General features: G+C 67.9%; 24 protein-coding genes and 1 tRNA gene. 16 read left to right on the top strand and 9 right to left on the bottom strand.

All coding sequences use genetic code 11. From position 1 onward, the window contains the following. Positions 1-6: 6 nt before the first annotated feature. The 3 genes from GBZ48_RS16965 (at position 7) to thpR (ending at position 2898) form a co-directional block, all read left to right on the top strand. Positions 7-1188, top strand: coding sequence for an FIST signal transduction protein (locus GBZ48_RS16965; RefSeq protein WP_246307252.1), 1182 nt, complete (start codon positions 7-9; stop codon positions 1186-1188). Positions 1189-1216: 28 nt separating this feature from the next. After that, on the top strand, positions 1217-2272 hold the full coding sequence (locus tag GBZ48_RS16960) for an NADP(H)-dependent aldo-keto reductase (protein WP_174472067.1): 1056 nt from the start codon (positions 1217-1219) through the stop codon (positions 2270-2272). Positions 2273-2352: 80 nt separating this feature from the next. Then, complete coding sequence (gene thpR, locus GBZ48_RS16955) at positions 2353-2898, top strand: RNA 2',3'-cyclic phosphodiesterase (RefSeq protein WP_174472066.1); 546 nt, start codon at positions 2353-2355, stop codon at positions 2896-2898. Here the strand turns inward: thpR and GBZ48_RS16950 are convergent. The 3 genes from GBZ48_RS16950 to dnaK form a co-directional block, all read right to left on the bottom strand. Beyond that, positions 2895-4085, bottom strand: coding sequence for a GGDEF domain-containing protein (locus tag GBZ48_RS16950; protein WP_246307251.1), 1191 nt, complete (start codon positions 4083-4085; stop codon positions 2895-2897). The genes thpR and GBZ48_RS16950 overlap by 4 nt on opposite strands. A gap of 224 nt (positions 4086-4309) precedes the next feature. Continuing rightward, positions 4310-5461, bottom strand: a complete 1152-nt coding sequence (gene dnaJ / locus GBZ48_RS16945) for a molecular chaperone DnaJ (protein WP_174472065.1) — start codon at positions 5459-5461, stop codon at positions 4310-4312. Between the two features lie 151 nt (positions 5462-5612). Next, positions 5613-7529, bottom strand: a complete 1917-nt coding sequence (gene dnaK, locus GBZ48_RS16940) for a molecular chaperone DnaK (RefSeq protein WP_174472064.1) — start codon at positions 7527-7529, stop codon at positions 5613-5615. A 337-nt stretch (positions 7530-7866) separates the two neighbouring features. Here dnaK and GBZ48_RS16935 point away from each other — a divergent pair, with 337 nt between their 5' ends. Further along, positions 7867-8151: a hypothetical protein gene (locus GBZ48_RS16935; RefSeq protein WP_174472063.1), complete on the top strand. Its 285-nt coding sequence runs from the start codon at positions 7867-7869 to the stop codon at positions 8149-8151. A 12-nt stretch (positions 8152-8163) separates the two neighbouring features. Then, positions 8164-8367, top strand: a complete 204-nt coding sequence (locus GBZ48_RS16930; RefSeq protein WP_098740861.1) for a hypothetical protein — start codon at positions 8164-8166, stop codon at positions 8365-8367. A gap of 80 nt (positions 8368-8447) precedes the next feature. On the opposite strand, the gene GBZ48_RS16925 is transcribed toward GBZ48_RS16930, so the two are convergent. The 3 genes from GBZ48_RS16925 to ddpX form a co-directional block, all read right to left on the bottom strand. Next, positions 8448-8966 (bottom strand): hypothetical protein, encoded by a 519-nt coding sequence (locus GBZ48_RS16925; protein ID WP_174472062.1) that lies wholly within the window; start codon positions 8964-8966, stop codon positions 8448-8450. A gap of 176 nt (positions 8967-9142) precedes the next feature. Then, a complete protein-coding gene (locus GBZ48_RS16920) occupies positions 9143-10195 on the bottom strand; it encodes a polysaccharide deacetylase family protein (RefSeq protein WP_109096003.1) in 1053 nt (350 codons plus the stop codon). 227 nt (positions 10196-10422) lie between these two features. Beyond that, entirely contained in the window at positions 10423-10971 is a 549-nt protein-coding gene (gene ddpX / locus GBZ48_RS16915; RefSeq protein WP_174472083.1) for a D-alanyl-D-alanine dipeptidase, read from the bottom strand. Between the two features lie 205 nt (positions 10972-11176). Here ddpX and tsaB point away from each other — a divergent pair, with 205 nt between their 5' ends. Further along, the gene (gene tsaB / locus GBZ48_RS16910; RefSeq protein ID WP_174472061.1) at positions 11177-11929 is read left to right on the top strand and encodes a tRNA (adenosine(37)-N6)-threonylcarbamoyltransferase complex dimerization subunit type 1 TsaB; all 753 of its coding nucleotides are present in this window, start codon (positions 11177-11179) and stop codon (positions 11927-11929) included. Further along, positions 11926-12396 (top strand): GNAT family N-acetyltransferase, encoded by a 471-nt coding sequence (locus GBZ48_RS16905; RefSeq protein ID WP_174472060.1) that lies wholly within the window; start codon positions 11926-11928, stop codon positions 12394-12396. The genes tsaB and GBZ48_RS16905 overlap by 4 nt, the downstream gene beginning before the upstream one ends. 3 nt (positions 12397-12399) lie before the next feature. Here the strand turns inward: GBZ48_RS16905 and GBZ48_RS16900 are convergent, their stop codons facing one another. Continuing rightward, positions 12400-12654 (bottom strand): sulfurtransferase TusA family protein, encoded by a 255-nt coding sequence (locus tag GBZ48_RS16900; RefSeq protein ID WP_098740857.1) that lies wholly within the window; start codon positions 12652-12654, stop codon positions 12400-12402. Between the two features lie 89 nt (positions 12655-12743). Between GBZ48_RS16900 and GBZ48_RS16895 the strand changes: the two genes are divergently transcribed. From GBZ48_RS16895 to GBZ48_RS16855, 9 genes are all read left to right on the top strand, one after another. After that, on the top strand, positions 12744-13157 hold the full coding sequence (locus tag GBZ48_RS16895; protein ID WP_014249126.1) for a Ros/MucR family transcriptional regulator: 414 nt from the start codon (positions 12744-12746) through the stop codon (positions 13155-13157). Positions 13158-13567: 410 nt separating this feature from the next. After that, positions 13568-14461, top strand: coding sequence for a GNAT family N-acetyltransferase (locus tag GBZ48_RS16890; RefSeq protein ID WP_174472059.1), 894 nt, complete (start codon positions 13568-13570; stop codon positions 14459-14461). 7 nt (positions 14462-14468) lie between these two features. Further along, on the top strand, positions 14469-15332 hold the full coding sequence (locus tag GBZ48_RS16885; RefSeq protein ID WP_174472058.1) for a lysophospholipid acyltransferase family protein: 864 nt from the start codon (positions 14469-14471) through the stop codon (positions 15330-15332). A gap of 47 nt (positions 15333-15379) precedes the next feature. Next, positions 15380-15453, top strand: a tRNA-Gly gene (locus tag GBZ48_RS16880). Between the two features lie 201 nt (positions 15454-15654). Further along, complete coding sequence (locus GBZ48_RS16875; protein ID WP_109052293.1) at positions 15655-15903, top strand: hypothetical protein; 249 nt, start codon at positions 15655-15657, stop codon at positions 15901-15903. A gap of 654 nt (positions 15904-16557) precedes the next feature. Further along, positions 16558-17151 (top strand): YgjV family protein, encoded by a 594-nt coding sequence (locus tag GBZ48_RS16870; RefSeq protein WP_174472057.1) that lies wholly within the window; start codon positions 16558-16560, stop codon positions 17149-17151. A gap of 148 nt (positions 17152-17299) precedes the next feature. After that, on the top strand, positions 17300-17743 hold the full coding sequence (locus tag GBZ48_RS16865; protein ID WP_109052295.1) for a ferritin-like domain-containing protein: 444 nt from the start codon (positions 17300-17302) through the stop codon (positions 17741-17743). Between the two features lie 151 nt (positions 17744-17894). Beyond that, a complete protein-coding gene (locus GBZ48_RS16860) occupies positions 17895-18134 on the top strand; it encodes a hypothetical protein (RefSeq protein WP_174472056.1) in 240 nt (79 codons plus the stop codon). 182 nt (positions 18135-18316) lie between these two features. Continuing rightward, entirely contained in the window at positions 18317-20149 is a 1833-nt protein-coding gene (locus GBZ48_RS16855; protein WP_174472055.1) for a hypothetical protein, read from the top strand. A gap of 27 nt (positions 20150-20176) precedes the next feature. Here the strand turns inward: GBZ48_RS16855 and GBZ48_RS16850 are convergent, their stop codons facing one another. Beyond that, a complete protein-coding gene (locus tag GBZ48_RS16850) occupies positions 20177-20959 on the bottom strand; it encodes a DUF1003 domain-containing protein (protein WP_174472054.1) in 783 nt (260 codons plus the stop codon). Between the two features lie 295 nt (positions 20960-21254). After that, positions 21255-23078 (bottom strand): phosphoenolpyruvate carboxykinase (GTP), encoded by a 1824-nt coding sequence (locus GBZ48_RS16845; protein WP_174472053.1) that lies wholly within the window; start codon positions 23076-23078, stop codon positions 21255-21257. Between the last annotated feature and the right edge of the window lie 344 nt (positions 23079-23422).

Below are 23422 nucleotides of genomic sequence, written 5' to 3'. Positions count from 1 at the left end.
GCCGCCATGACCGTGACCCCCATGACCGCGACCCCCATGACCGCGACCCAGGACAGCGACACCCGCTTTACCGCCGCCTGCGCCGCCGGGGCGGAGTGGGGGCCGACGGTCAAGGCCTGCCTTGACCAGCTGGGACCGGTCGCCGGCTGCAACCTGGGCTTCCTCTACCTGACCGACGGGCTGGCGGAGCACGCCACCAGCATCGTCACCCTGCTGCGCGGCGTCACCGGCATCCGCCATTGGGTCGGCACCGCCGGCATCGGCGTGATGGCGAACGGCGCCGCCCTGTTCGACGAGCCGGGTCTGGCGATCATGGCCGCCCGGCTGCCGGAGGACAGCTTCCGCCTGTTCCCCACCCTGACCGACGGGCTGGAGCCGCTGCGCGGCAGTGCCGGCGGCTGGCTGGACAAGCATGGCGCGGCGCTGGCGCTGGTCCATGTCGACCCGCACCATGCCGACATGGCCGGGCTGGTGGCCCGTCTGTCGGAGGAGGCCGGCGTCTTCCTGGTCGGCGGCCTGACCGCCTCGCGCGGGGAATTCCCGCAGATCGCCGCCGGGGCGGAGGATGCCGACCCGGTCACCGAAGGCGGCGTGTCCGGCGTGCTGTTCGCCCCGCAGCTGCCGGTCGCCACCGCCCTGACCCAGGGCTGCCGCCCCATCGGGCCGACGCGCACCGTCACCGCGAGCGACGACAATGTGATCCTGGAGATCGACGGCCGCCCGGCGCTCGACGTGTTCAAGGAGGACATCGGGCCGGAGCTTGCCGCCGACCTGCGGCAGGTGGCCGGGGTGATCTGCGCCGGCCTGCCCATCGCCGGCTCCGACACCCAGGATTATCTGGTGCGCGACCTGATCGCCATCGACCCGCGCGCCGGCTGGCTCTCCATCGCCGAACGGGTCACCACCGGCCAGACGGTGATGTTCACCCGCCGCGACGCGGAGACCGCCGCCGTCGACATGCGCCGGATGCTGGACAGCCTCAAGAAACGGGTGAAGGCGACGCCGAAGGGGGCGGTGTATGTCAGCTGCATCGCCCGCGGCCCCAGCCTGTTCGGTGCCGCCAATGCCGAGCTGTCGATGATCCGCGAGGTCTTCGGCGACATCCCGCTGACCGGCTTTTTCGCCTCGGGCGAGGTGTCGCACAACCGGCTCTATGGCTACACCGGCGTGTTGACGCTGTTTCTGTAAAGATCATTTCGAATAAGGAACGTTCCGGATGCAGTATCGTCCGCTTGGCCGTACCGGCCTGTCGGTCAGCGCCATCGGCCTGGGCACCATGACCTGGGGCCGCCAGAACACCGAGGCCGAAGGCCATGCCCAGATGGACGCGGCGCTCGACCGCGGCATCAATTTCTGGGACACGGCGGAGATGTACGCCATCCCGCCCACCGCCGACACCTATGGCAAGACCGAGGAGGTGATCGGCAGCTGGTTCCAGTCGCGCGGCAAGCGTGACAAGGTGATCCTCGCCAGCAAGATCATCGGCCTGCCGGCCGGGGGCTTCGGCTGGATACGCGAGGGCAAGTCGCGGCTCGACCGCGCCAACCTCTTCGCGGCGGTGGAGGCCAGCCTGTCGCGGCTGAAGACCGACTACATCGACCTCTACCAGATCCATTGGCCCGACCGCGTCACCAACCGCTTCGGCGTCCGCACCTACAAGCACAAGCCGGAGCAGGACGGCGTGCCGATCGAGGAGACGCTGGCGGCGCTGGCCGAACTGGTGCAGGCCGGCAAGATCCGCCATGTCGGCCTGTCGAACGAAAGCCCGTGGGGCGTCATGCGCTGGCTGCGCGCCGCCGAGGTGGCAGGGGAGTTGTCTGGCCTGCCGCGCGTCGCCTCGATCCAGAACGCCTACAATCTGCTGAACCGGACCTTCGAGAACGGCCTGTCGGAGGTGGCCCTGCGCGAGGATGTCGGGCTGCTGGCCTATTCGCCGCTCGCCGCCGGCACGCTGACCGGCAAGTACCTGAATGGCGCCATCCCGCCGGGCAGCCGCCGCTCGCTCGACCACCGGCCGTCGCGCTACAACACGGTCAATGCCGACGCGGCGACGGAAGCCTATCTGGACATCGCCCGCCGCCATGGGCTGGCGCCCAACCAGATGGCCATCGCCTTCACGCTGCAGCAACCCTTCGTCACCTCGTCGCTGATCGGGGCCACGACGATGGAGACGCTGATCTCCAACATCGACTCCCTCGACCTGACCCTGTCGCCCGAGGTGATGGCGGAGATCGACGCCGTGCACAACCGCATGCCGGATCCGTGCCCGTAAGCTGCCATATGGCCCGCCTCCTTTCCTGGAAAGGGGCCGGGCCGTTGCAGCAACCGGCCCTGTAAGCCTGGAGGTGCCCCATGCTCCGCCTGTTCGTCGCGCTCGACCTGACGGAGGAGGTTCGCCGGCGGCTGGCCGGGCTGGCCGGCGGGGTGCCCGGCGCGCGCTGGACCGAACCCGAGACCATGCACCTGACCCTGCGCTTCATCGGCGAGGTGCCGGAGGATCAGGCGATGGACATCGACGCCGCCCTGACGGAGCTGCGGGCGCCGGCCTTCGCGCTCACCTTCGACGGGGTCGGCGTGTTCGGCGCCGGCCGCAAGGCGCGGGTGCTGTGGGCCGGGGTGGAGCGCAACGAGGCGCTGGCCCATCTCCAGGCCAAGGTCGAGTCCGCCATCGTCCGCTGCGGCCTGCCGGCGGAGGAGCGGAAATTCTCCCCCCACATCACGCTGGCCCGGTTGAAGGATGCGCCGGCCGACCGCATCGGCCGTTTCCTGTCCGACCGCGGCCTGTTCCGCGCCGGCCCGATGCCGGTCGAACGCGTCACCCTCTACCGCAGCCATCCCGGCAACGGCGGCGCGGTCTATGAAGCGCTGCGGGACTATCCGCTGGACGGCGCCGCCTAGGCGGTGATGCTGTCCCAGGGATCGGTCTCGGCGTCGGGCTTGATGCCGGCGCCGGTGACGACCACCCGGTCCTTGCCGTCCTGCTTGGCGCGGTACATGCGCTGATCGGCCAGTTCCACCAGCGCTTCCCAATCGGCGGGACGGTCGGCCGTCTGTTCGGCGATGCCGATGCTGGCGGTCTGCAAACTGCCGTCCGGCCGCTTGCCGAAGCCGGCGCGGCGCATGCGTTCCACCGCGATCATCGCGCCGTCCAGCGGGGTGTCGGGCATGACGACCAGGAACTCCTCGCCACCCCAGCGGATCAGGGCGTCGGACTGGCGCAGCAGGCTGCGGATGGTGTTGGCGGCATGGCGCAGGACGCGGTCGCCCTCCTCATGGCCATAGCGGTCGTTGACCGCCTTGAAGTCGTCGAGATCGACGAAGATCGCCGTCAGCGGCTGTGCCGCCCGCTCGGCATGGGCGACCTGGAGTTTCAGCAACTCCTCCCCGATCCGGCGGGAGAAGGCGCCGGTCAGCGCGTCGTGCGCCGCCTGCTCCAGCAGCGCGATCATGAAATGCAGCTGGCTGATCGCCGCCAGCGTCGCCACCACCGCGATCAGCGCCAGCAGCCACAGCGCGCTGATGTAGGACGGGAACGGCATCACCAGCGAGCCGTAGAAGCCGGCGGCCAGATGGGCGCCGAGCATCGGTGCCGCGAACAGCGCCCCCTCCAGCGCGGTCAGCGGAAAGACGCTGAGCCCCGCCACCATCACGAAGGGCAGATAGCCGTAGCCGGCGCTGACGGCAATGCGCAGGTCGTCCACCCCCTGGTTGTACAGGAGCGGGTGCGAGACGGCGAAGAACAGTGTCGGGATCGCCAGCAGCGCCGCCAGCCGCCACCAGGCGCAGGTCATGTCCTCGCAGGACCGGCGGTCGAAGGCGAGCGCCAGGAAGGCTGCGCTGGCGGTCAGGCGCAGCAGGATCAGCCAGATCGCCAGCGACCATTCGAAGACGGTGACGTCGATGGCGATCCACAGCGGCGTCAGGATGCCGAAGATCAGCGCCACCATGCGGACGCGCGACTGGATCATCGCGGCGCGGCGGCGTTGCAGGATCGGCGAGTGGCCCGCCGGCAGGATCAGGTCGGGCAGTTCGTCGCTGCGGACGAAGGCGTCGACCAGCGCGGCGAGAAGCCTCTCAACCCGCATGAGGCAGCCTGCCCCCGGCACCGGCCGGACATGTCGCCAATGGATTAGCCATGCTGGGTGATTACACGTGCATGACCGCCCCTTCAACGGCTTTCGCGCAAAAACCGCTCGGGAGCCGTGGAAAACACGCAAAGATCCAGCATGCGACAAAAAGTAACGGGCGGCGCATCACCGACGCGCCGCCCGTCCGGACAGGTCCGATTTGTCCCCGGCGATGGCCGGGATCAGTCCTTCAGGTCTTCCCAAAGCTCCTTCACCTTGGCGAAGAAGCCTTCCGACTGCGGGTTCGACCCTTCCTTGGCGGCGCCCTCGAACTCGCGCAGCAGTTCCTGCTGGCGCTTGGTCAGGTTCACCGGGGTTTCCACCACCGCCTGGATGTACATGTCGCCGCGCTGGGCGCTGCGCAGCACCGACATGCCCTTGCCCTTGATGCGGAACTGATGGCCCGACTGGGTGCCCGGCGGGACCGTCACCTTGGTGCGGCTGCCGTCGATGGTCGGCACCTCCACCGCCCCGCCGAGAGCCGCCGTGGTCATCGGGATCGGCACGCGGCAGTGGATGTTGGCACCGTCGCGCTGGAAGATCGGGTGCGGGGCGAGCGCCAGGAAGATGTAGAGGTCGCCGGCCGGAGCGCCGCGCAGGCCCGCCTCGCCCTCGCCGGCCAGGCGGATGCGGGTGCCGTCCTCGACGCCGGCGGGGATGTTGACCTGAAGGGTCTTCTCCTTGCGCAGCCGGCCGGAGCCGCCGCAGTTCTTGCAGGCGTCCTTGATGACCTTGCCGGCGCCGTGGCAGCCGGGGCAGGTGCGCTCGATGGTGAAGAAGCCCTGCTGCGCCCGCACCTTGCCGTGGCCCTGGCAGGTCGGGCAGGTGATCGGCTGGGTTCCCGCCGCGGCACCCGAACCGTTGCAGCTGTCGCACTGCACGGTGGTGGGCACGCGGATCGTGGTCTGGGTGCCCTTGAAGGCGTCCTCCAGCCCGATCTCCAGATTGTAGCGCAGGTCCTGGCCGCGGCCGGACGTGCCGCCGCCGCCGCGGCGCCCGCCCATGAACTCGCCGAACATCTCGTCGAAGATGTCGGCGAAGCCACCGCCGCCGCCGAAGTCGAAGTTGAAGCCGCCGGCGCCCGCACCGGGACCCGGACCACGGCCATTCTCGAAGGCGGCGTGGCCGAACCGGTCGTAGGCCGCGCGCTTCTGATCGTCCTTCAGGACGTCATACGCCTCGCTGATTTCCTTGAACTTCTGCTCGGCGTCCTTGTCACCCTGGTTGCGGTCCGGGTGGTACTGCATCGCCATCTTGCGATAAGCCTTTTTCAGCTCATCCGCGCTGGCGTTCTTCGCCACACCGAGCAGCTCGTAATAATCCTGTTTCGCCATGGGGGCCGACCGCCTTTGAGTCGTTCTGGTCCAAACTGTCCGCGTCGCGTCGGAGCCTGACCCCAGCATACCGAAGGCCCGCCGCCGGGGAAAGGCGGCGGGCCATCGATGCTCGCGTCAGGTCCGTATCAAAAAGAAGCTGGCGTCGGGCTTACGCCGACTTCTTCTTGTCGTCCTGGACCTCTTCGAAGTCGGCGTCGACGACGCCCGGCTCGTTCGGCTGGGCGCCCGGCGCCTCGCCGCCCGCTGCCGGGGCCTCGCCCTGGCCGGCCTTGTACATCGCCTCGCCCAGCTTCATCGAAACCTGGGCCAGGGCCTCGGTCTTCGCCTTGATGCCGTCCAGATCCTCGCTGTCCAGCACCGACTTCAGTTCGGCGACGGCAGCCTCCGCGGCGGTCTTGTCGGAGGCCGGGATCTTGTCGCCGTTCTCCTTGATGGTGCGCTCGGTGGTGTGGATCAGGGCGTCGGCATGGTTGCGGGCGTCGACCAGCTCGCGGCGCTTCTTGTCGTCGGCCGAGTGGGCCTCGGCGTCCTTGACCATCTTCTGGATGTCGGCGTCCGACAGGCCGCCCGAGGCCTGGATGCGGATCTGCTGCTCCTTGCCGGTCGCCTTGTCCTTCGCCGTGACGCTGACGATGCCGTTGGCGTCGATGTCGAAGGTCACCTCGACCTGCGGCACGCCGCGCGGGGCCGGCGGGATGCCGACCAGATCGAACTGGCCCAGCATCTTGTTGTCGGCCGCCATCTCGCGCTCGCCCTGGAAGACGCGGATGGTGACGGCGTTCTGGTTGTCCTCGGCGGTCGAGAAGGTCTGGCTCTTCTTCGTCGGCACCGTGGTGTTGCGGTCGATCAGGCGGGTGAAGACACCGCCCAGCGTCTCGATGCCCAGCGACAGCGGGGTGACGTCGAGCAGCAGGACGTCCTTGACCTCGCCCTTCAGCACGCCGCCCTGGATGGCGGCGCCGATGGCGACCACCTCGTCCGGGTTGACGCCGCGGTGCGGCTCACGGCCGAAGAACTGCTTCACCGCGTCGATGACCTTGGGCATGCGGGTCATGCCGCCGACCAGGATCACCTCGTCGATCTCGCTGGCCTTCAGGCCGGCGTCCTTCAGGGCCGCCTTGCAGGGCTCGATCGTGCGCTGCACCAGCTCGTCCACCAGGGCTTCCAGCTTGGCGCGGGTCAGCTTGATGTTCAGGTGCTTCGGACCGGTCTGGTCGGCGGTGATGAAGGGCAGGTTGACTTCGGTCTGCGTGGTGGACGACAGCTCGATCTTCGCCTTCTCGGCAGCTTCCTTCAGGCGCTGCAGCGCGAGCTTGTCCTTGCGCAGGTCGATGCCCTGCTCCTTGCTGAACTCGTCCGCGAGATACTCGATGATCCGGCTGTCGAAGTCCTCGCCGCCCAGGAAGGTGTCGCCGTTGGTCGACTTCACCTCGAACACGCCGTCGCCGATCTCCAGCACGGAGATGTCGAAGGTGCCGCCGCCCAGGTCATAGACCGCGACGGTGCCGGACCCCTTCTTCTCCATGCCGTAGGCCAGTGCCGCGGCCGTCGGCTCGTTGATGATGCGCAGGACTTCCAGCCCGGCGATCTTGCCGGCGTCCTTGGTGGCCTGGCGCTGGCTGTCGTTGAAGTAGGCCGGGACGGTGATGACCGCCTGCGTGACCTTCTCGCCCAGATAGTTCTCGGCGGTCTCCTTCATCTTGGTGAGGATGAAGGCGCTGATCTGGCTGGGGCTGTACTTCTTGCCGTGCGCCTCGACCCAGGCGTCGCCGTTGTCGCCGGAGATGATGCGGTAGGGAACCAGGCCCTGGTCCTTCTTCGTCAGCGGATCGTCGAAGCGGCGGCCGATCAGACGCTTGATGGCGAAGAGGGTGTTTTCCGGATTGGTGACCGCCTGGCGCTTGGCGGGCTGGCCGATCAGCCGCTCGCCGCCCTGGCTGAAGGCGACCATGGACGGCGTCGTCCGCGCGCCCTCGGCGTTCTCGATCACCTTGGCGCTGCCGCCTTCCATCACGGCGACGCACGAGTTCGTGGTGCCGAGGTCGATACCAATCACTTTGCTCATGTTCAGCCTCTTTCGTTCGGCAGATGCGTGGCGGCCCGTCTGGTCCGGCACCGCCGCGATCCCCATAGGGTCGGTGAAACGTCGGTGGAGCGCTTGGGGTCCTGGTGTCCGGGGACGACACATGAAAGCGATGCCCCCGGGTCCGGCCCGTGCTGGCGGAGATATAGGCGGAGCCGTTTCGGGCTGCAACAGGGTGGCGCGCCTTTCGGCCTGCAAAAGCGGGGAAAAAACGCGTCCCCGACACCCTTTGCCACACCGCCGCCGTCCTGTTGCTCCTGGCAATAGAATACCGGTGTATTCAAGTACGCAAGGACGAGTATCCCGATATTCAAGCACGATGATTCAAATCGTCACAGGTGTTACAAGAGATAAATGCTTAGCTCATGAACTAGTCAAGGAGGTTAACCTTTCATTAACAAGCAACCGCGTGCAAAGTGGCGTGCAATCAATTCGCAGTTGCTGTGATTATTCAAGTTTTGGAGAATCTAATAGTGAAAACCCAAAAGGAATATGCTATCTCGTTTGTCCATTGGGGATGACCGCAAGGGAAGGGGCCGGCAATGCTGCCGCTGCCGCCGCCGAACCATGCGGTTCAATTGCGATGCTGGTCACACAGGTGTGAAAGGGAAGCGCGATGATGGACGAACGACGCGACGTGGCCCTGGCCATCAAGTCCTGCCTCGACAGCCTGATGAGCGACGCCACGCGATGCGATCTGGACGATCTGGTGCGCTTCCTCAGCCTCGCCGCCCTTGCGGCCGAAGAGGCCGCCGTCGCCCACGACCCGCATGCGCTCCGCATGAAGGCGCTGATGGCCACCGGTGCCGGCCACTGCTGACCGGCGCTCCCCCGTGACCGGGTGGCGGTAACCCTGTCCCGCAGAGGCGGATGCCTTTCCGCCTCACAAAACCTGCCGCCTCACAAAATCTCCGCATTGCGGATGGCGTCGTCGATCCGGCCCAGCATCTCGGCGCAGGATTCGTCGCCGTCCATCAGGTCGGGCAGCGCGAAGCTGAACATGGCGACCGCGGCGACGGGTCCTGCCGCATCGGCGCGCTCCGCACCGACCAGCCACAGATAATGCGTCTCCGCCCGGCCGTCCTCTTCCGTCCGCATCATCGCCTGGGCGATCACGGCGCCGTCGGCCCGGCTGTCCACGGTCCGGTCCCCTGCCCGCTGGTCCTGCGGCCGGACAAAGCGCAGGGCCATCTCCTGCAAGGTTGCGGCGGTGCCGCCGGAGTCCGGTCGCGGCACAACCCGGTCGGTCACCAGCCGCAGAACGCCCGCGGCCGGAGGCGGCGGCCGGAAGGTGCCCACCGGCTGCCCTTCATGCTCCTCCACATCGACGGCCCAGCCGGCCGGCAGCCGGAACCGCACCGTGTCGGCCCAGCCGATGTCGGAGCCCTGCCCGCTTGCTGAATAGGTGTCGTCGGCCATGGCCCGCTCCCGAAAATCGTCCGCTTGTGAAAACGCCCACTTCTGGAAACCGCGGCGCGCCTCGCGACGGCACCCCGGGAGCGGCACCATAGGCGCGGCGGAACCGGCAGCCAATGCCCGATTGATGCGGTCGGAAATGCCCCGGAACCGGCCCCGGAAACTGCCGATGCGGCCGGTTATTCCGGAATCAGGAACTGCACGCCCAGCCAGCGCCAGCGGCCGTCGGCGGCCGGCAGCGTGCAGTTGACGCGGGCACGGCCCGGCGGGAAGGGATCGCGGATGCGGACCTCCACCCGGTCCTCGGCGATGCGTTCCAGCGCGGTGCGGCCCTGGCCGGTGGCGAAGCAGGCCAGCTTGGAGCTGTCACCCACCCCGTCGGCGATGGTGAAGCCCAGCGGCGGCGGATTGACGGTGACCAGCGGGTCGTCGGGCGTCAGGTCCGACACCGGCAGCGGCAGCGCGTTGGCCGCCAGCTCGAACCGGTCGGCGCTGCCGTAGGTCTCGTTCATGACGAAGCGCGGCAGGCTCCAGGGATCGGCCTGCGGGTGGAGAACCCCCGATTGCTGGCCGAAGGCGGCGGTGAAGCCCTGGTCGATCACCATCTGCCGCACCGCCAGCGAATATTCGCCCTGGGGATAGGCCAGGACCGCCGGGCGCCGTCCCAGCTCCGCCTGGAAGCGGTCGGACATCCGGCGCAGGTCGGCGGCGAGCTGATCCGGGCTGCGCGCCAGCATCGACTGCGTGGAGGTGCCGAGCGCCCCGATGGTGACGCCGGCCGCCGCCAGCTGGCGGATTTCGCCCCAGGTCATGTGGGCAGGGGAGCCGCGGTCCACCGCATCGGTGGCGACGAACAGGGTGAAGGGCAGATTGGCCGCCTTCAGCCGCGGCCAGGCCTCGGTGAAGGCGGAGCGGCTGGCCTCGTCGATGGTGATCGCCACGGTGCGGTCGGGCAGCGGCTTGCCGGTGCGCAGGGCATCCAGGATCTTCGGCAGGGGCAGGACGGTGTAATCGCCGTCAGTCAGCTCGTCCAGATGGGCTTCGAACTGGTCGATGCGGATGCTGATCGACGGGTTCTGGTCCTCGCCGAAGCGGTCATAGGCGAACACCACCGCGCTGGCGCCCTGCGGAGAGGCGGCTTCGGCGGCGGCGGGCCGGGACACCGGCACGAACGCGGTCCAGATGGACAGCGCGGCGGCGGCGACTACCGAGACGGCACGACGGAACGGCATGGCGCCCTTGCGGAAAAGGCTGATTGGGGCGACCTCCGCCCCAACGCAAATGATGTGCCACAGTCCCCGTCCTGCGAACAAGCGCTGTCCGCCGCTTTCCTGCGGAGAGCAGAGATGCGGTGCGCGCGTGCAACAATGGAACGCCTCAGGCGTAGCACACGTAGAAATGAGTTTGGGCAGACGAGTTTGCGCAGATGGGTTCGGGCCGATAGGGGCCGCCCCTGTCCCTACATCAGCCGGCCGCCGGCCGCGGCGTCGGTCAGCAGCGGGTAGCGTTCAGCATCCGGCAGCTGGTAGTGCCACCATTCCGAGGGGTAATGCTCCCACCCCGCCCCCACCATCACGCCCAGCAGCAGGGCGCGGTTGCGCTGCTGTTCGGCGGTCAGGTCGCTGCGGCCATGGTGCGACCGCTCGGTCATCGCGTCGAACCCGGTGCCCATGTCCAGGGGCACGCCGGCGGCATCCACCAGCGTCAGGTCGATCGCCACGCCGCGGGTATGGTTGGACCCCAGCCGCGGGTCGGCGATATAGGTGAGGTCGGGGAAGGCGTGCCAAAGCCTCCATTGCGCCTCCGCCGGGCGGAAGGCATCGTACACCCGCAGCCTGCAGCCGATGCCGCGGGCCAGCCGGATGGCGTCGGCGAGCCGGCGGGCCGCATCGGGGTGCAGCATGCACACCGCCGAACGGTAGATCGGCACGCCCGACAGATTGTCGGCGGTGGCGTAGAGAAGCTCCAGGTCGATGTCGAAGGCCGGGGGCGTGATCTCGGTCAGCATGAACAGGGCAACCGTCGGCGTATGGGGAAGACGATCGTCCTGTAGCATGGCCGCGGCGCCGTCTGCCATGGTCGCGGGTCTGCCATTCCCATGCAGGCAGGTCACGTTTCGGGACGATACCGGGCAGGATGGAAATCCGTGGCGGCTGGGCCTGCGTATTATGAACGGGCCGTCCGCGGGTCGCGGCGGCAGGGAAGGTGGGGTGATGAAGGTTCTGGGTCTGGATACGGCCACGTCCGGCTGTTCGGCGGCCTTGTGGAATGGAACGGCCGGTCAGGATGACGGCGCGCGCGTGACCGTCCGGCGCAGCCCGCCGATGGCGCGCGGGCAGGCCGAGGTGCTGGTGCCGCTGGCGCAGGAGGTGCTGGCCGATGCCGGCGCCGGTTTCGCCGAACTCGACCGCATCGCCGTCACCGTCGGGCCGGGCGCCTTCACCGGGCTGCGCATCGCGCTGGCCGCCGCGCGCGGCATCGCCGTCGCCCAGGACCTGCCGGTGATCGGCATCACCAGCTTCGACGCCATCGCCCATGGCGTGCCGGCCGCCGAGCGCGCCGGCCGGTTCCTGCTGGTTGCCGTCGACAGCCGGCGGGCGGAACCGTTCCTTCAGCTCTACGACGCGGCGCTGGCCCCCGTCGGCGATCCGGCGATGCCCGATCCGGCGGCGATCCCCGGCTGGCTCGACGGGCTCTGCCCGTGCGGGCCGATGCTGCTGGCCGGCGACGCGGCGGCGGCGGTGGCGCCGCTGCTGGCCGGGCGTGCCGAGGTGGCCCTGGCGTCCGGCGACGGGCTGCCGGATGCCGCCGTGGTGGCGGCGCTCGGGGCCGTCCGCCCCACCGGCCTGCCGGCCGAACCCTTCTATCTCCGTCCGCCCGACGTCACCCTGCCGAAGACGGGGGGGCCGAAGACCGCCGCAGCCAAGCCAGGGAGCAAAGCCGTACCGGGCGGAGCCGCGGCATGACCGCCGCCGCCGTCCGCCTCCACCCCGCCAGCCTGCTGGAGGCCGGTGTGGTGGCGGCCCTGCAGCAGGCCTGCTTCCCGGACGATCCCTGGGACGAGGCGTCGGTCGCCACCCTGATCGTTCCGCCAGCCGGCTTCGCCGTCATCGCCCTCGACGACCGGGACCGGCCGCTCGGTTTCGTGATGGCCCGGGTCGCGGCGGAGGATGCGGAGATCCTCGCCATCGGCGTGCTGCCGCAGGCCCGCCGCGGCGGCATCGGCCGCCTGCTGGTGGAGGCTGCGGTCGGCGGATCGCAGGACCTGGGTGCGACTGCATTGTTTCTTGAAGTCGCCGAGGATAACCCGGCAGCTTCGAGTCTATACAAGGCCAGCGGCTTTTTTTCGGTCGGACGCCGCCCTGGATACTACAAACGACCGGACGGACGGGTCGCGGCACTTGTTCTGCGCCGCAATCTTGACGGGGCATAGGGGTTAATTTTTCTGCACGATCAGGCGGTGCACCCCATCCGGCTCATCCATTCGTTCGGGGTGGACAGACAGAATGCTGTGACCCAACTCGATCAAGGATCGTGGAACGTTTTCCAAGGGTTCACCGGCATTCAGCCGGACTTCGAGGGTCTGCCCCGCGTCCATCCGCTCCACCATCAACTTGGTCTTGACGAAGGTTAACGGACAAACCTGCGAGGTGATGTCGAGAAACAAGTCTGTGGAGATTTTTTCGGTCACCGATTCCTCTTTGTTCCAAAGGATGGATATTGCACGATGCAGGAAACCTCTTTATATGGTGAGGTACGAATGCCGCGGAGCAAGCTTACATGAGCAACGGGTCCCCTTCCAACGCGCTGTTGTCTCTGACCACGGAGATCGTGGCGGCGCATGTCTCCAACAATACAGTCGCACTGACCGATCTTCCGACTCTGATCGAGCAGGTCTACAAGTCGCTTGCCAATGTCGGCACCGAACCGGTGGTGGCGGAAGAGCGTCCGCAGCCTGCCGTGCCGATCAAGAAGTCGGTCACGCCGGACTATATTGTGTGCCTGGAAGACGGCAAGAAGCTGAAGATGCTGAAGCGCCATCTCAAGACGGCGTACAATATGACCCCAGAAGAATACCGTGACCGCTGGGGCCTGCCGGCCGACTACCCGATGGTCGCGCCGAACTACGCCCGCCAGCGCAGCTCGCTGGCCAAGCAGATCGGTCTCGGTACCCGCGCCCGCCGCGGCGCCTGAGGATTGGGGGTCCCGCAGGGCGGACCGGTGCCGTGCCGGCGCCGCCGCCCTTTCCGCCCCCTTCCCTTCCTTCCCGTGCCCGACCTTCCCGCCTTCGCTGCGGGTGGCCCGTCCGGCAGGGCATCGGCGCCGCCTCACGCTCCGGCGCTTCAGACTCCATAACTGCAAAATTCACGCAGGCCGATCCGCTGCCGGCCAAGAGTGTCGGGCCAGGGTACCGGCTGACCGCGTGCCGCGCTGTCGGCTACGATGTCGGTTGACCGGCAACCGGCGGATCGTGTTATGCCTTGTGGTGCGTGCGACTCTGTCGTCCCGACCCAGCCGCTGCGGCCCGGCCGCCGTGGCCCGGCGGTGGCAGGCAGGGAGGCGCAGCGCATAGTCCCGAACCATCATCGCAGCGGACCCTCGACATGGCTGATGCAAGCTTGGACCAGCCGGGCATGACCCGGACTAGCCCGGAGCGGCGCGAGGCGTCCGCACCCGATGCCTCCGGTGTCGGTGGCGAGAAACTGACGGACGGCATTCGCCTGGGCACCCTGGAGGTGCGGCTGGCCCGCTCGGCGGAAGAGATCGATTGGGCGCAGGCGCTGCGCTACCGCGTCTTCTATGAAGAGATGGCGGCGGTTCCCTCTCCGGCGATGCAGGCCCGGTCCCGTGATTTCGACGATTATGACGGCGTGGCCGACCATCTGCTGGTCATCGACCATGCCCGTGGCAACGGCCCCGACATGGTGGTCGGAACCTACCGGCTGATCCGCCGCCCCGCCGCCGAGAAGGTCGGCCGTTTCTATTCCAGCGACGAATACGACATCGGCCGCCTCGCCAGCTATCCCGGCGAGGTGCTGGAGCTGGGGCGCTCCTGTGTCGATGCCGGCTATCGCTCCCGCGGCAGCATGCAGCTGCTGTGGCAGGGCATCGCCGCCTATGTGTTCCAGCACGACATCGCGCTGATGTTCGGCTGTGCCAGCCTGCCCGGCACCGATCCGGATGCGCTGGCGGAGCCGCTGTCCTACCTCTACCACCATCATCTGGCCCCGCCGGAGCTGCGGGCGACGGCCTTGCCGGAACGCTTCGTGTCGCTGGACCGCATGCCCAAGGACCAGATCGATCCGCGCCGCGCGCTGAACATCCTGCCGCCGCTGATCAAGGGCTATCTGCGGCTGGGCGGTTTCATCGGCGACGGTGCCGTGATTGACCATCAGTTCAACACCACCGACGTCTGCATCGTGGTGAAGAGCGATCTGATCACCGACAAGTATGCCAAGCATTACGAGCGTCGCAGCCGCGACAGCCAAGCCGGCTGAGGCGATCATGAACCGCACTGCGCGCGCCCTGGGGTCTTCCGGCCGCGGCGCCCTGCGCCTGACGGTCTATCTGCTGTGGACTCTGCTGCTGATCCCGCTGCAGGCCCTGGCGGTGGCGCGCAACTGGGGTCTGTGCCGTACCCTGCCGGCCTTCTATCACGGCGTCTGCGCCCGGCTGATGGGGCTGGATGTGGTGGTGCGCGGCCAGCGGGCCGACGGACCGGTGCTGTTCGTGTCCAACCACTCCTCCTACCTGGACATCACGGTGCTGGGGTCGCAGATCCCGGGTTCCTTCGTCGCCAAGTCGGAGGTCGGATCCTGGCCCTTCTTCGGCCTGCTGGCCCGGCTTCAGCGCACGGTGTTCGTGGAACGCAAGGCCCGCGCCTCGGTCGACAAGCAGCGCGACGACATCGGCAGCCGTCTGGATGCCGGCGACAGCCTGATCCTGTTCCCGGAGGGAACCTCCAGCGACGGCAACCGCACCCTGCCCTTCAAGACCGCCCTGTTCGCCGTCGCCGCCCGCCGCATCGACGGCCGTCCGCTGACGGTGCAGCCGGTCAGCGTCGCCGCCACCCGCCTGGATGGCATCCCGATGGGCTTCGCCTTCCGCCCCTTCTATGCCTGGTACGGCGACATGGATCTGGCGCCGCACCTGTGGCAGGCCTTCCGCCTGGGCGGCATGACGGTGGAGGTGGAGTTCCATCCACCGGTGACCATCGACGGCTTCAGCAGCCGCAAGGCGCTGGCCGAGCATTGCCATCGGGTGATTTCCAACGGCGTCGCCTGCGCCATCTCCGGCCGTCCGTCCATCCCCGCCCCGGTGACAGAAGCCACGTCTGCGGCCCCTGCTCCCACCGCCGCGAGTGCTTGATTCCGCTCTTGTATCCGATGCGGCACTCGCCTATAAACAGCGGGCGCGCGGGTGTAGCTCAATGGTAGAGCAGAAGCTTCCCAAGCTTACGACGAGGGTTCGATTCCCTTCACCCGCTCCAAACGCCATGCCGGCTGCATGGCATCCGGCCCTGAGCCGCTTCTTCCTGAAAATCTGAATTTCAAAGACGGGCGGTTCGCACCGATGGGTGGGGATGGGCGCTCTCTTTTGCGTGGGCGGTTCGCCGATGGCGCAATTGCTCGAAGAGCCCCGATCTTTGAAGCTGGGCGATGCCGTTCAGCAGAAAAAGGGGAACACGCCGATGCCGCCGATCGAAAGAGCCCGCAGGCTGAGCCGCTCGCTGCAGGCGCGCTTCCGCATCGACCTGTTCTCCGCCCTCGTGGAGCGCGAGTTCGAACGGCGTCTGGCCGACGCCATCGTCGAGGCCGAACGCGACGCCTACCGGCGCGGGCGTGAAGAGGCGCAGGCGGGGCTGGCCGCCGGTGCGGTCAGTCCAGTTCAGCGGCCGGAAGCGGCGGTTCGGCCGGACGGCCCGCCCATGACCATGTAAGGCCGGCGCGCTCGGCGCAGGCATAATGCCAGGGGTTCTGGTCGCCGTGCCCGGCCCAATGGGGGTCGCCGGCACGGATCGGCCGGCCACAGGAACAACACAGCGGCCCGTTGCGGCCGGCACGGCCGCCATGCGCGCGTGATGCGCCGGTCTTGGTCGACTTCGGCTTCGGTTCCCAGCCCAATGAGGCGGGATGCCGTCCATACTGCGCCATGGTTTCCCCCGGTTCGCCCTGATTGCGTTTGCCCTGATTGCGGATGATCCCCCGATCCCGGTCCGGCGACCCTCGCAACGAATCCTCCGAAAACGAGGCCGTCGATAACGATGCCGCCGTGACGGGGCGAGAATGCCGTCCCCGGCCCGCTTTGCCAACGACAAGGATGGACAGGGTCCAACCCGAAATCGCCGGGCTCGCACCTGTGCAATCTTTCAAAACCATTTCCGTCACAGAGCGCCAGGACAAAGGACACACAATAATCACCGGCTCTGACGACGGGAGACACATGATTGCGCCTCCCAACTTTCGGTGGTTGCCAGCCGGTCGTCTTTTGGTCTGTTTCCGGTCACATCGATGTTCATATCTGGTTAACCGTCCGGGACTAGCGTCCGCCGCCTTCGCTGCACTGCGGCATGTTCTTCGTGCGAAGGCGCTCCATGACGGCATTTCTGCTGGATTATCTTCCGACCCTGACCTCCCAGTCCGTCATGCTGTCGCCGGTTGCGGCAACCGGCATCGCCGGATTGTCGGCGGCCACCCTGTCGACGCTGCTCGGCGGCCGGCGGGCGATCCTGCTGGCGCAGGCGACGGCCTCTTCCCTCTTCCTGCTTCACTTCCTGTTGCTGGGCGCCCAGACCGGCATGCTGATGTGCGGGCTGGGGTTGATCCAGATGGCGGTGCGTGTCCGCCGGCAACCCGGTCGGGCGCTCGGCCTTCTCTATGGGTTGACCGTTCCGGCGGCCCTGGCCGTGGCGGCGTTGAGCTGGCAGGGGCCGATGTCGGCGCTGTCGGCGACCGGCTTCCTGCTGGCCACGCTCGGCCGCTGGCAGAGCGAGGTCGGGCGGATGCGCCTGTTCTTCATCCTGGCGACCCTGGTCGGGTCGGGACACAATCTGCTGGCCGGCTCCGTCTTCGGACTGGTGTCGGACGCGATGGGCCTGTCCGGTCATTGCATCGGCCTGTGGCGGGCGGGGATCTTCCGCAGCCGTCCATTCCCCGCACGCGTCGCCTCCGACCAGGTGGCGGCATAAGGCGTTCTCGTCCGTCTTCCCGGCCTGTCTCTCACGGCCTGTCTCTCCCGGCCTGTCTCTCCCGGAGTGCTCCCGGTGGCTGGTGGGAACATTCAGCCCTGCGCATTGGTTGTGGCACCGTAGGGGACGCATGGGAGGGCTTGCCGTCATGGAAAAGGACGAGATCGTCGATACGCTGAACGAGCTGATCCGGATCGTCGAGGACAGCCACGAAGGCTACCGGCAGGCCGCCGAATCCGCCGAGGACGAGGATCTGAAGGCCCTGTTCAACGATCTCGCCGCCCAGCGCGGCGCCATCGTGCGCGAGATTCAGCGGCTGGTCGCCGAACAGGGCGGGGCTCCGGATATGGGCGGCACCATGCTGGGCGGCGCCCACCGCTTCTTCCTGGAACTCAAATCCACCGTGCTCGGCCATGACCGGGCCGCCATCATCACCGAGGTCGAGCGGGGCGAAAGCGAATGCCTGCGCCGCTATGACGAAGCGATGGCGAAGGAGCTTCCGCTGCCGATCACCGCGGTGATCGCCCAGCATCTCGACCGCATCCGCGTCGACCGGGACCGCATGGCGGCCCTGCGTGGGGTGGTGGCTTGATGGTGCGTCGCAGCATTGCGGGTGTGGAAAAGCGGGCGTAGGCTTTTTCCAATGGCTGCAACGAACCGGTACGGCCGCAGGGTTGTGCCGCAGCCATTGCCGATCATCCGGCTCCGGTGGCCGGATGTCCACTCCACCTGGACATGGATTGATGAACAGCGACAAACCGAAGAACGCGGATCTGGTCGGCAACGATCTGGTGACGATGGGCGCTTTCGCCCTGTATCGCGCCGAGAATGCCCACCGCGTGTCCGAATTCGAGAAGTCCCAGAATGCCGAGGCGGCCATCGCCGCCGATTTCGACGCCTACCGCACCCGTTACCTGCGGAAGTTCAAGGACGTCTTCGAAAGCCTGACCGAACAGGGACTGACCGTCACCCGCGCGGTCTGAGCGTCCCGTGGACGGCGCCCGGCACGGCGCCCGCCAGGGCGACCTCCGCCTGGACGCCGTCCACCCCGCTTTCATCTTCCAACTCCGCCGCTGCTGCGGCAAGCCGTCCGCACCGACGGATCGCGGCCTGAAACGAATGGGAAAGCTGCCGGGCCGCCGCTATACTGCGCGGCATGGCCCGTATGCTGTTCCTCCGCGACATCGACGCCGACGTGCAACTGCGCTGCCGCGCCTGCGGACATGGCGGCGTGCTGCCCCGTGCCATGCTGGAGCGGCGCTTCGGCCCCAATTACCCGGTTCTGTCGATCGCGCCGCATTACCGCTGCTCCCGCTGCGACTCCCGCGACATCGAAAGCCGGCCGATCCTGGCCGTTCCGGCGGTCCCCACTGCTGCCCCCACCGATGACGAGCCGTCCTTCGACGCGCCGCTGGCGGCGCTGAACGGGCTGCTCGCCTCGCTGCGCGGAGACAATGGTCCGGACAAGGCCGTGGACAGGGAACCGCCCGCTCCGCCGCCCGCTCCCACTCGCGCCAAACCCCTGTCGGAGCTTCCGCTGTCCGACCTCGTGGCCGACGGGCCGGGAGACGGCGAGGCCGAACCGTTGTGGGAGCCGGTTTCCCTCGCCGACATGGCGGCCCGGCTTGGCCGCAATTCGCCGCCCGATGAATGGGACGACGATCCGGACGAGGAAGCGACTGCGGGCGATTCCAGGTTTCCGGCCAAGCTCCCGGCCAACGACGCATTGCCGGAACCGGGGGGCGCTCCGGACGATGATGAGGATGGCGACGACGAGACGCTGCTGGCGATGCGCCAGCTGCTGGCGCAGGCCTATGGATCGGATGACGAGTTCGACGACGATCAGGGGGATGATCGGGGGGGCGATCAAGAGGACGAGCGGGACGGCGCCATGCCGCAGCCTCCTGCCGGCCGCGCCGCGAACCCCGCCGGGCGCCGGCCTGCCGACGATTTCGGCAGCGACAGGGTCAGCGGCGATTCGAGCGGCGATTTGAGCGGCGGTGGGCCCGCCTCCGGCCATGACGATGACGAACCGCCGGTCTTCTCGCACAAGGTTCTTGTGCGCCGGGATTTCGAGGACGAGTGGGCCGATAGCGATGCCGATGCCGACCCCTGGGCGGCGGACGCTGAGGACGACGACCGCGAGGACAGGTTCGACGATGGCTTCGACCACGGGGAGCCGGACGGTGAGGAACCGTCGGAGGAGGACATCCTGTCCTTCGCCATCCGCGACCCGGAAAAGCCCGCCGCAGCCTCCCGTCCCGCCAAACCTGTGCCGCCGCCGGCCGCCGAGCCGCTCGACTTCGATCAGCACCGCGCCGAACGCCGCGCCCTGCGCCCATCGCCGCCGGAGGATGAGGAAGGCTTCGACCGCACTCTGGCCGCCCTGCGGTCGATGATCGAGGATGCGGCGAGCGGGACGGAGGAGGACTCCCCGCCCCCGCCGCGCAGGACGCCGCGCAACGCTGGCCAGACGGCCGACAAATCCGCGGCGAAGCCGGTGGACAAGCCTCTCCCCCGCGAGCAGGAGGAAGAGGATGAGCCGCCGGCCGGGCGGGACGATGACGATGGCTGGTCGCTGCCGGCCGGCTGGGGCGATCCCGACCCGGCGCCGGAGTCCTTTACCCCGGAGCCCGCTTCCCCCGACGCGGCCCCCGCCGGGCGCCGCTCGGCCCAGGAGCGCGAGATCGAGGAGGCGATGAAGGCCCTGCGCGGGCTGATAGAGGACGAGGTGAACGCCGACCCGCCGGCATCTCCCCCGGCATCTCCCCTGGCGCCTCCGCCGACCCAGCCGAAGCCCCGTGCCGGCAAGCCGCGCCAGGCCCGCGGCGGACCGGCCGCGGCGGATGCCGTCCGTCCGCAAAGCGTCCAGGCACCGGATGTGGCGCCGCCGGAAGAGGACATGGCCGGCAAGCCTGCCGGCGAGCCGACGCCGCTCAGCAAGACTATCGCCGCGCTGCGCGGCATGCTGGAGCTGGACGGCCGGCGCAAGCGCTGACGCTCCCGCCGTCCGGCCAGAGGGCACTTATCGCCGCAGGCGCTTTTCCTGCATGATTTCCAGCTGCAGCTGCTGGATCTCGGTCAGCCGCTGCCACTGGCGCTGGATCAGATAGTCCATCTTCTCGTGCAGGTGCCGGATTTCCAGCTCGGCCTTCAGGTTGACGCGATAGTCGTTTTCCGAGCGCAGCCGGTCCTTCGCCTCCTGCCGCTTCTGGCTCATCATGATGACTGGCGCCTGGATGGCGGCGAGGCAGGACAGCAGCAGGTTCAGCAGGATGAAGGGATAGGGATCGAAGGCGCGCGCATCGCCCTCGATGATGTTGATCAGCATCCACACGCCGAGGAAGAAGGCGAACGAGATCAGGAAGGCCCAGCTGCCGCCGAAGGTGGCGAGGCCGTCCGACAGCCGTTCGCCCAGCGTGCGGTGGTCGTCGTATTCCTCCTCTGGGTTCTCGGCCAGCGTCTCGTGCCGGGCGAGGCTTTCGGCGACCTCGCGGTCCAGCTCGCTGAGTTCGCCATGCTCCTCCTTCAGCAGCTCGGCGACATAGAGCGAACGGTAGCGCGCCAGCTCCTGCCGGCTGATCTGCGCGTCATGCTCCAGATGCGGGTGGTCGTGGCGGATGCGGTCGGCCAGGCTGGGGCGCAGCGCGTCGAGCGCGATCAGGTCGCGCTTCGGCCGGCGCTTGCCGCTGATGGCGCAGGGCTGACGCTTGGACGCCAGCAGGCCGCCGGCCTCCTCCTCGCCGGACGGAGAGGTCGGTTCCGCGGACTCGTCACCGTCCTCCGGTGGAAACTGATGATCGGCCATGACGTCGCCCTCCCTGCATGCACACTCCGGCGCGGGCGACTTTATGCCTGATTATTTTGACAATCCGGTTAAATCACCGAAAGGCGAAGGCCGCAGGTAAGGAAGCGGTCGCCTTGCAAAGACTGGACATGACCGGCGATGCCCGTCGCATTGGCTGTCCATCGGGCAATTCCAGATGAAATCCGGTTCATCTTCGCCCCCATACGGACGGTGCCAACGGAAAAGGGGCCGCCTTGCGGCAGCCCCTATCCTTACTTGACCGATGGGCCTTACCTGCGACCCGTGTCCGGGACGGTCAGCCGATGCGCCAGACGTCCGGGCTGTTCTCCAGCCGCTTCAGGACGTTGACGCGCTGCTGCTCGATCTCTTCGGGCAGGCGGTCGCCGAAGCGGTTGAACAGCTCCTCCTGGTCCTTCGCCTCGGCCTCGGCCTCCTTGCGGTCGATGTCCATGATCTTGGCGAACTTGTCGGCCGGGAAGCTCAGGCCGGACCAGTTCAGATCCTGGTAGCGCGGGGAATAGCCGAAGGGCGATTCCGCCACGTCGGTGGCGCGGCCGCGGACGCGGTCGACGATCCACTTCAGCACGCGCATGTTGTCGCCGAAGCCCGGCCAGACGAACTTGCCGTTCTCGTCCTTGCGGAACCAGTTGACGCGGTAGATGCGCGGCAGGCTCTCGACCTTGCCTTCCATCGACAGCCAGTGGTTCCAATAGTCGGCCATGTTGTAGCCGCAGAAGGGCAGCATGGCGAACGGGTCGCGGCGGATGGCGGCCTGGCCGACGGCGGCGGCGGTGGCCTCAGACCCCATGGTCGCCGCCCAATAGACGCCTTCGCGCCAGTTGTACGCTTCGAACACCAGCGGGAAGGTCTTCGACAGGCGGCCGCCGAAGATGAAGGCGCTGATCGGAACGCCGGCCGGATCCTCCCAGGCCGGGTCGATCGACGGGCACTGGGCGGCGGGGGCGGTGAAGCGGCTGTTCGGGTGGGCGGCCGGACGGCCGGAGCCCGGGGTCCAGTCCTTGCCCTGCCAGTCGATCAGGTGCGCCGGCGCCTCGTCGGTCAGGCCTTCCCACCACACGTCGCCGTCGTCGGTCAGCGCGACGTTGGTGAAGATGACGTTGTGGTCCAGCGTCTTCAGCGCGTTCGGGTTCGACTTCACGCTGGTGCCGGGGGCGACGCCGAAGAAGCCGGCCTCCGGGTTGATGGCGCGCAGCGTGCCGTCGGGCTGCGGCTTGATCCAGGCGATGTCGTCACCGATGGTGCGGACCTTCCAGCCCTCGAACTCCTTCGGCGGGACCAGCATGGCGAAGTTGGTCTTGCCGCAGGCCGACGGGAAGGCGGCGCCGACATAGGTCTTCTCGCCGGCCGGGCTTTCCACGCCGAGGATCAGCATGTGCTCGGCCAGCCAGCCCTGCTCGCGGCCCATCGCCGAGGCGATGCGCAGCGCGAAGCACTTCTTGCCGAGCAGCGCGTTGCCGCCATAGCCGGAGCCGTAGGAGACGATGCGGTGCTCGTCGGGGAAATGGACGATGTACTTGTTGTCGGCGTTGCAGGGCCAGGCCACGTCCGGCTGGCCGGGCTCCAGCGGGGCGCCGATGGAATGCAGGCAGGGCACGAAGTCGCCGTCGCCCAGGATATCCAGCACCTTCTGGCCCATGCGGGTCATCATCCGCATGTTGACCGCCACATAGGGGCTGTCGGAGATCTGCACGCCGATGTGCGAGATGTCGGAGCCCAGCGGACCCATGCTGAACGGCACCACATACATGGTGCGGCCGCGCATGCAGCCCTCGAACAGGCCGTCCAGCTTAGCCTTCATCTCGGCCGGGTCCATCCAGTTGTTGGTCGGACCGGCTTCCTCGCGCGTCTTCGAGCAGATGTAGGTGCTGTCCTCGACACGGGCGACGTCGCCCGGATCGGAGCGGCAGAGGAAGGAGTTCCGGCGCTTGGCCTCGTTCAGGCGGATGAAGGTGCCGGCCTCGACCATCTCGTTGCAGAGACGGTCATATTCCTCCTGCGAACCGTCGCACCAGTGAACGCGCTCCGGCTTGCATTTCAGGGCGATCTCCTCGACCCAGGCCAGGAGCTTCTTGTTCCGCGTCCGTGTGTTACCAGTCATATCGTCCCTCTCGAAGGCTGGGCCGGTACCGCCGCGCCGGGCATGCCCCTCTCCGGGGATCCCGCGGCCGGTCCGGCCGTTCTTTCGTCCGTTGTCGTGTCAGATGGATGGCATCCGCCGCATCAGCGGCGTGCCGGTCCGAACAGGCGGCCGGGCTGCGAGCCCGCCGCGAGGCGCGGCACCGGCAGGGTGCGGCGACGATACGGTGCAAAAGGCGGTCCTGAGGCGACAGGTCTGGGGGCCAATGGCCCGGACGGGAAACGGGTCGATCCGTTATGGTCCACTGAAGTGTTCTCCTGGTTGCGCGTGCCCGCGCGCCGCGTTTTTGTTTTTGGTGCGGCGCC

This window comes from Azospirillum melinis, from assembly GCF_013340935.1.
In the GTDB taxonomy this organism is placed as follows: domain Bacteria; phylum Pseudomonadota; class Alphaproteobacteria; order Azospirillales; family Azospirillaceae; genus Azospirillum; species Azospirillum melinis.
This window is presented reverse-complemented; position numbering and strand designations above follow the sequence as displayed.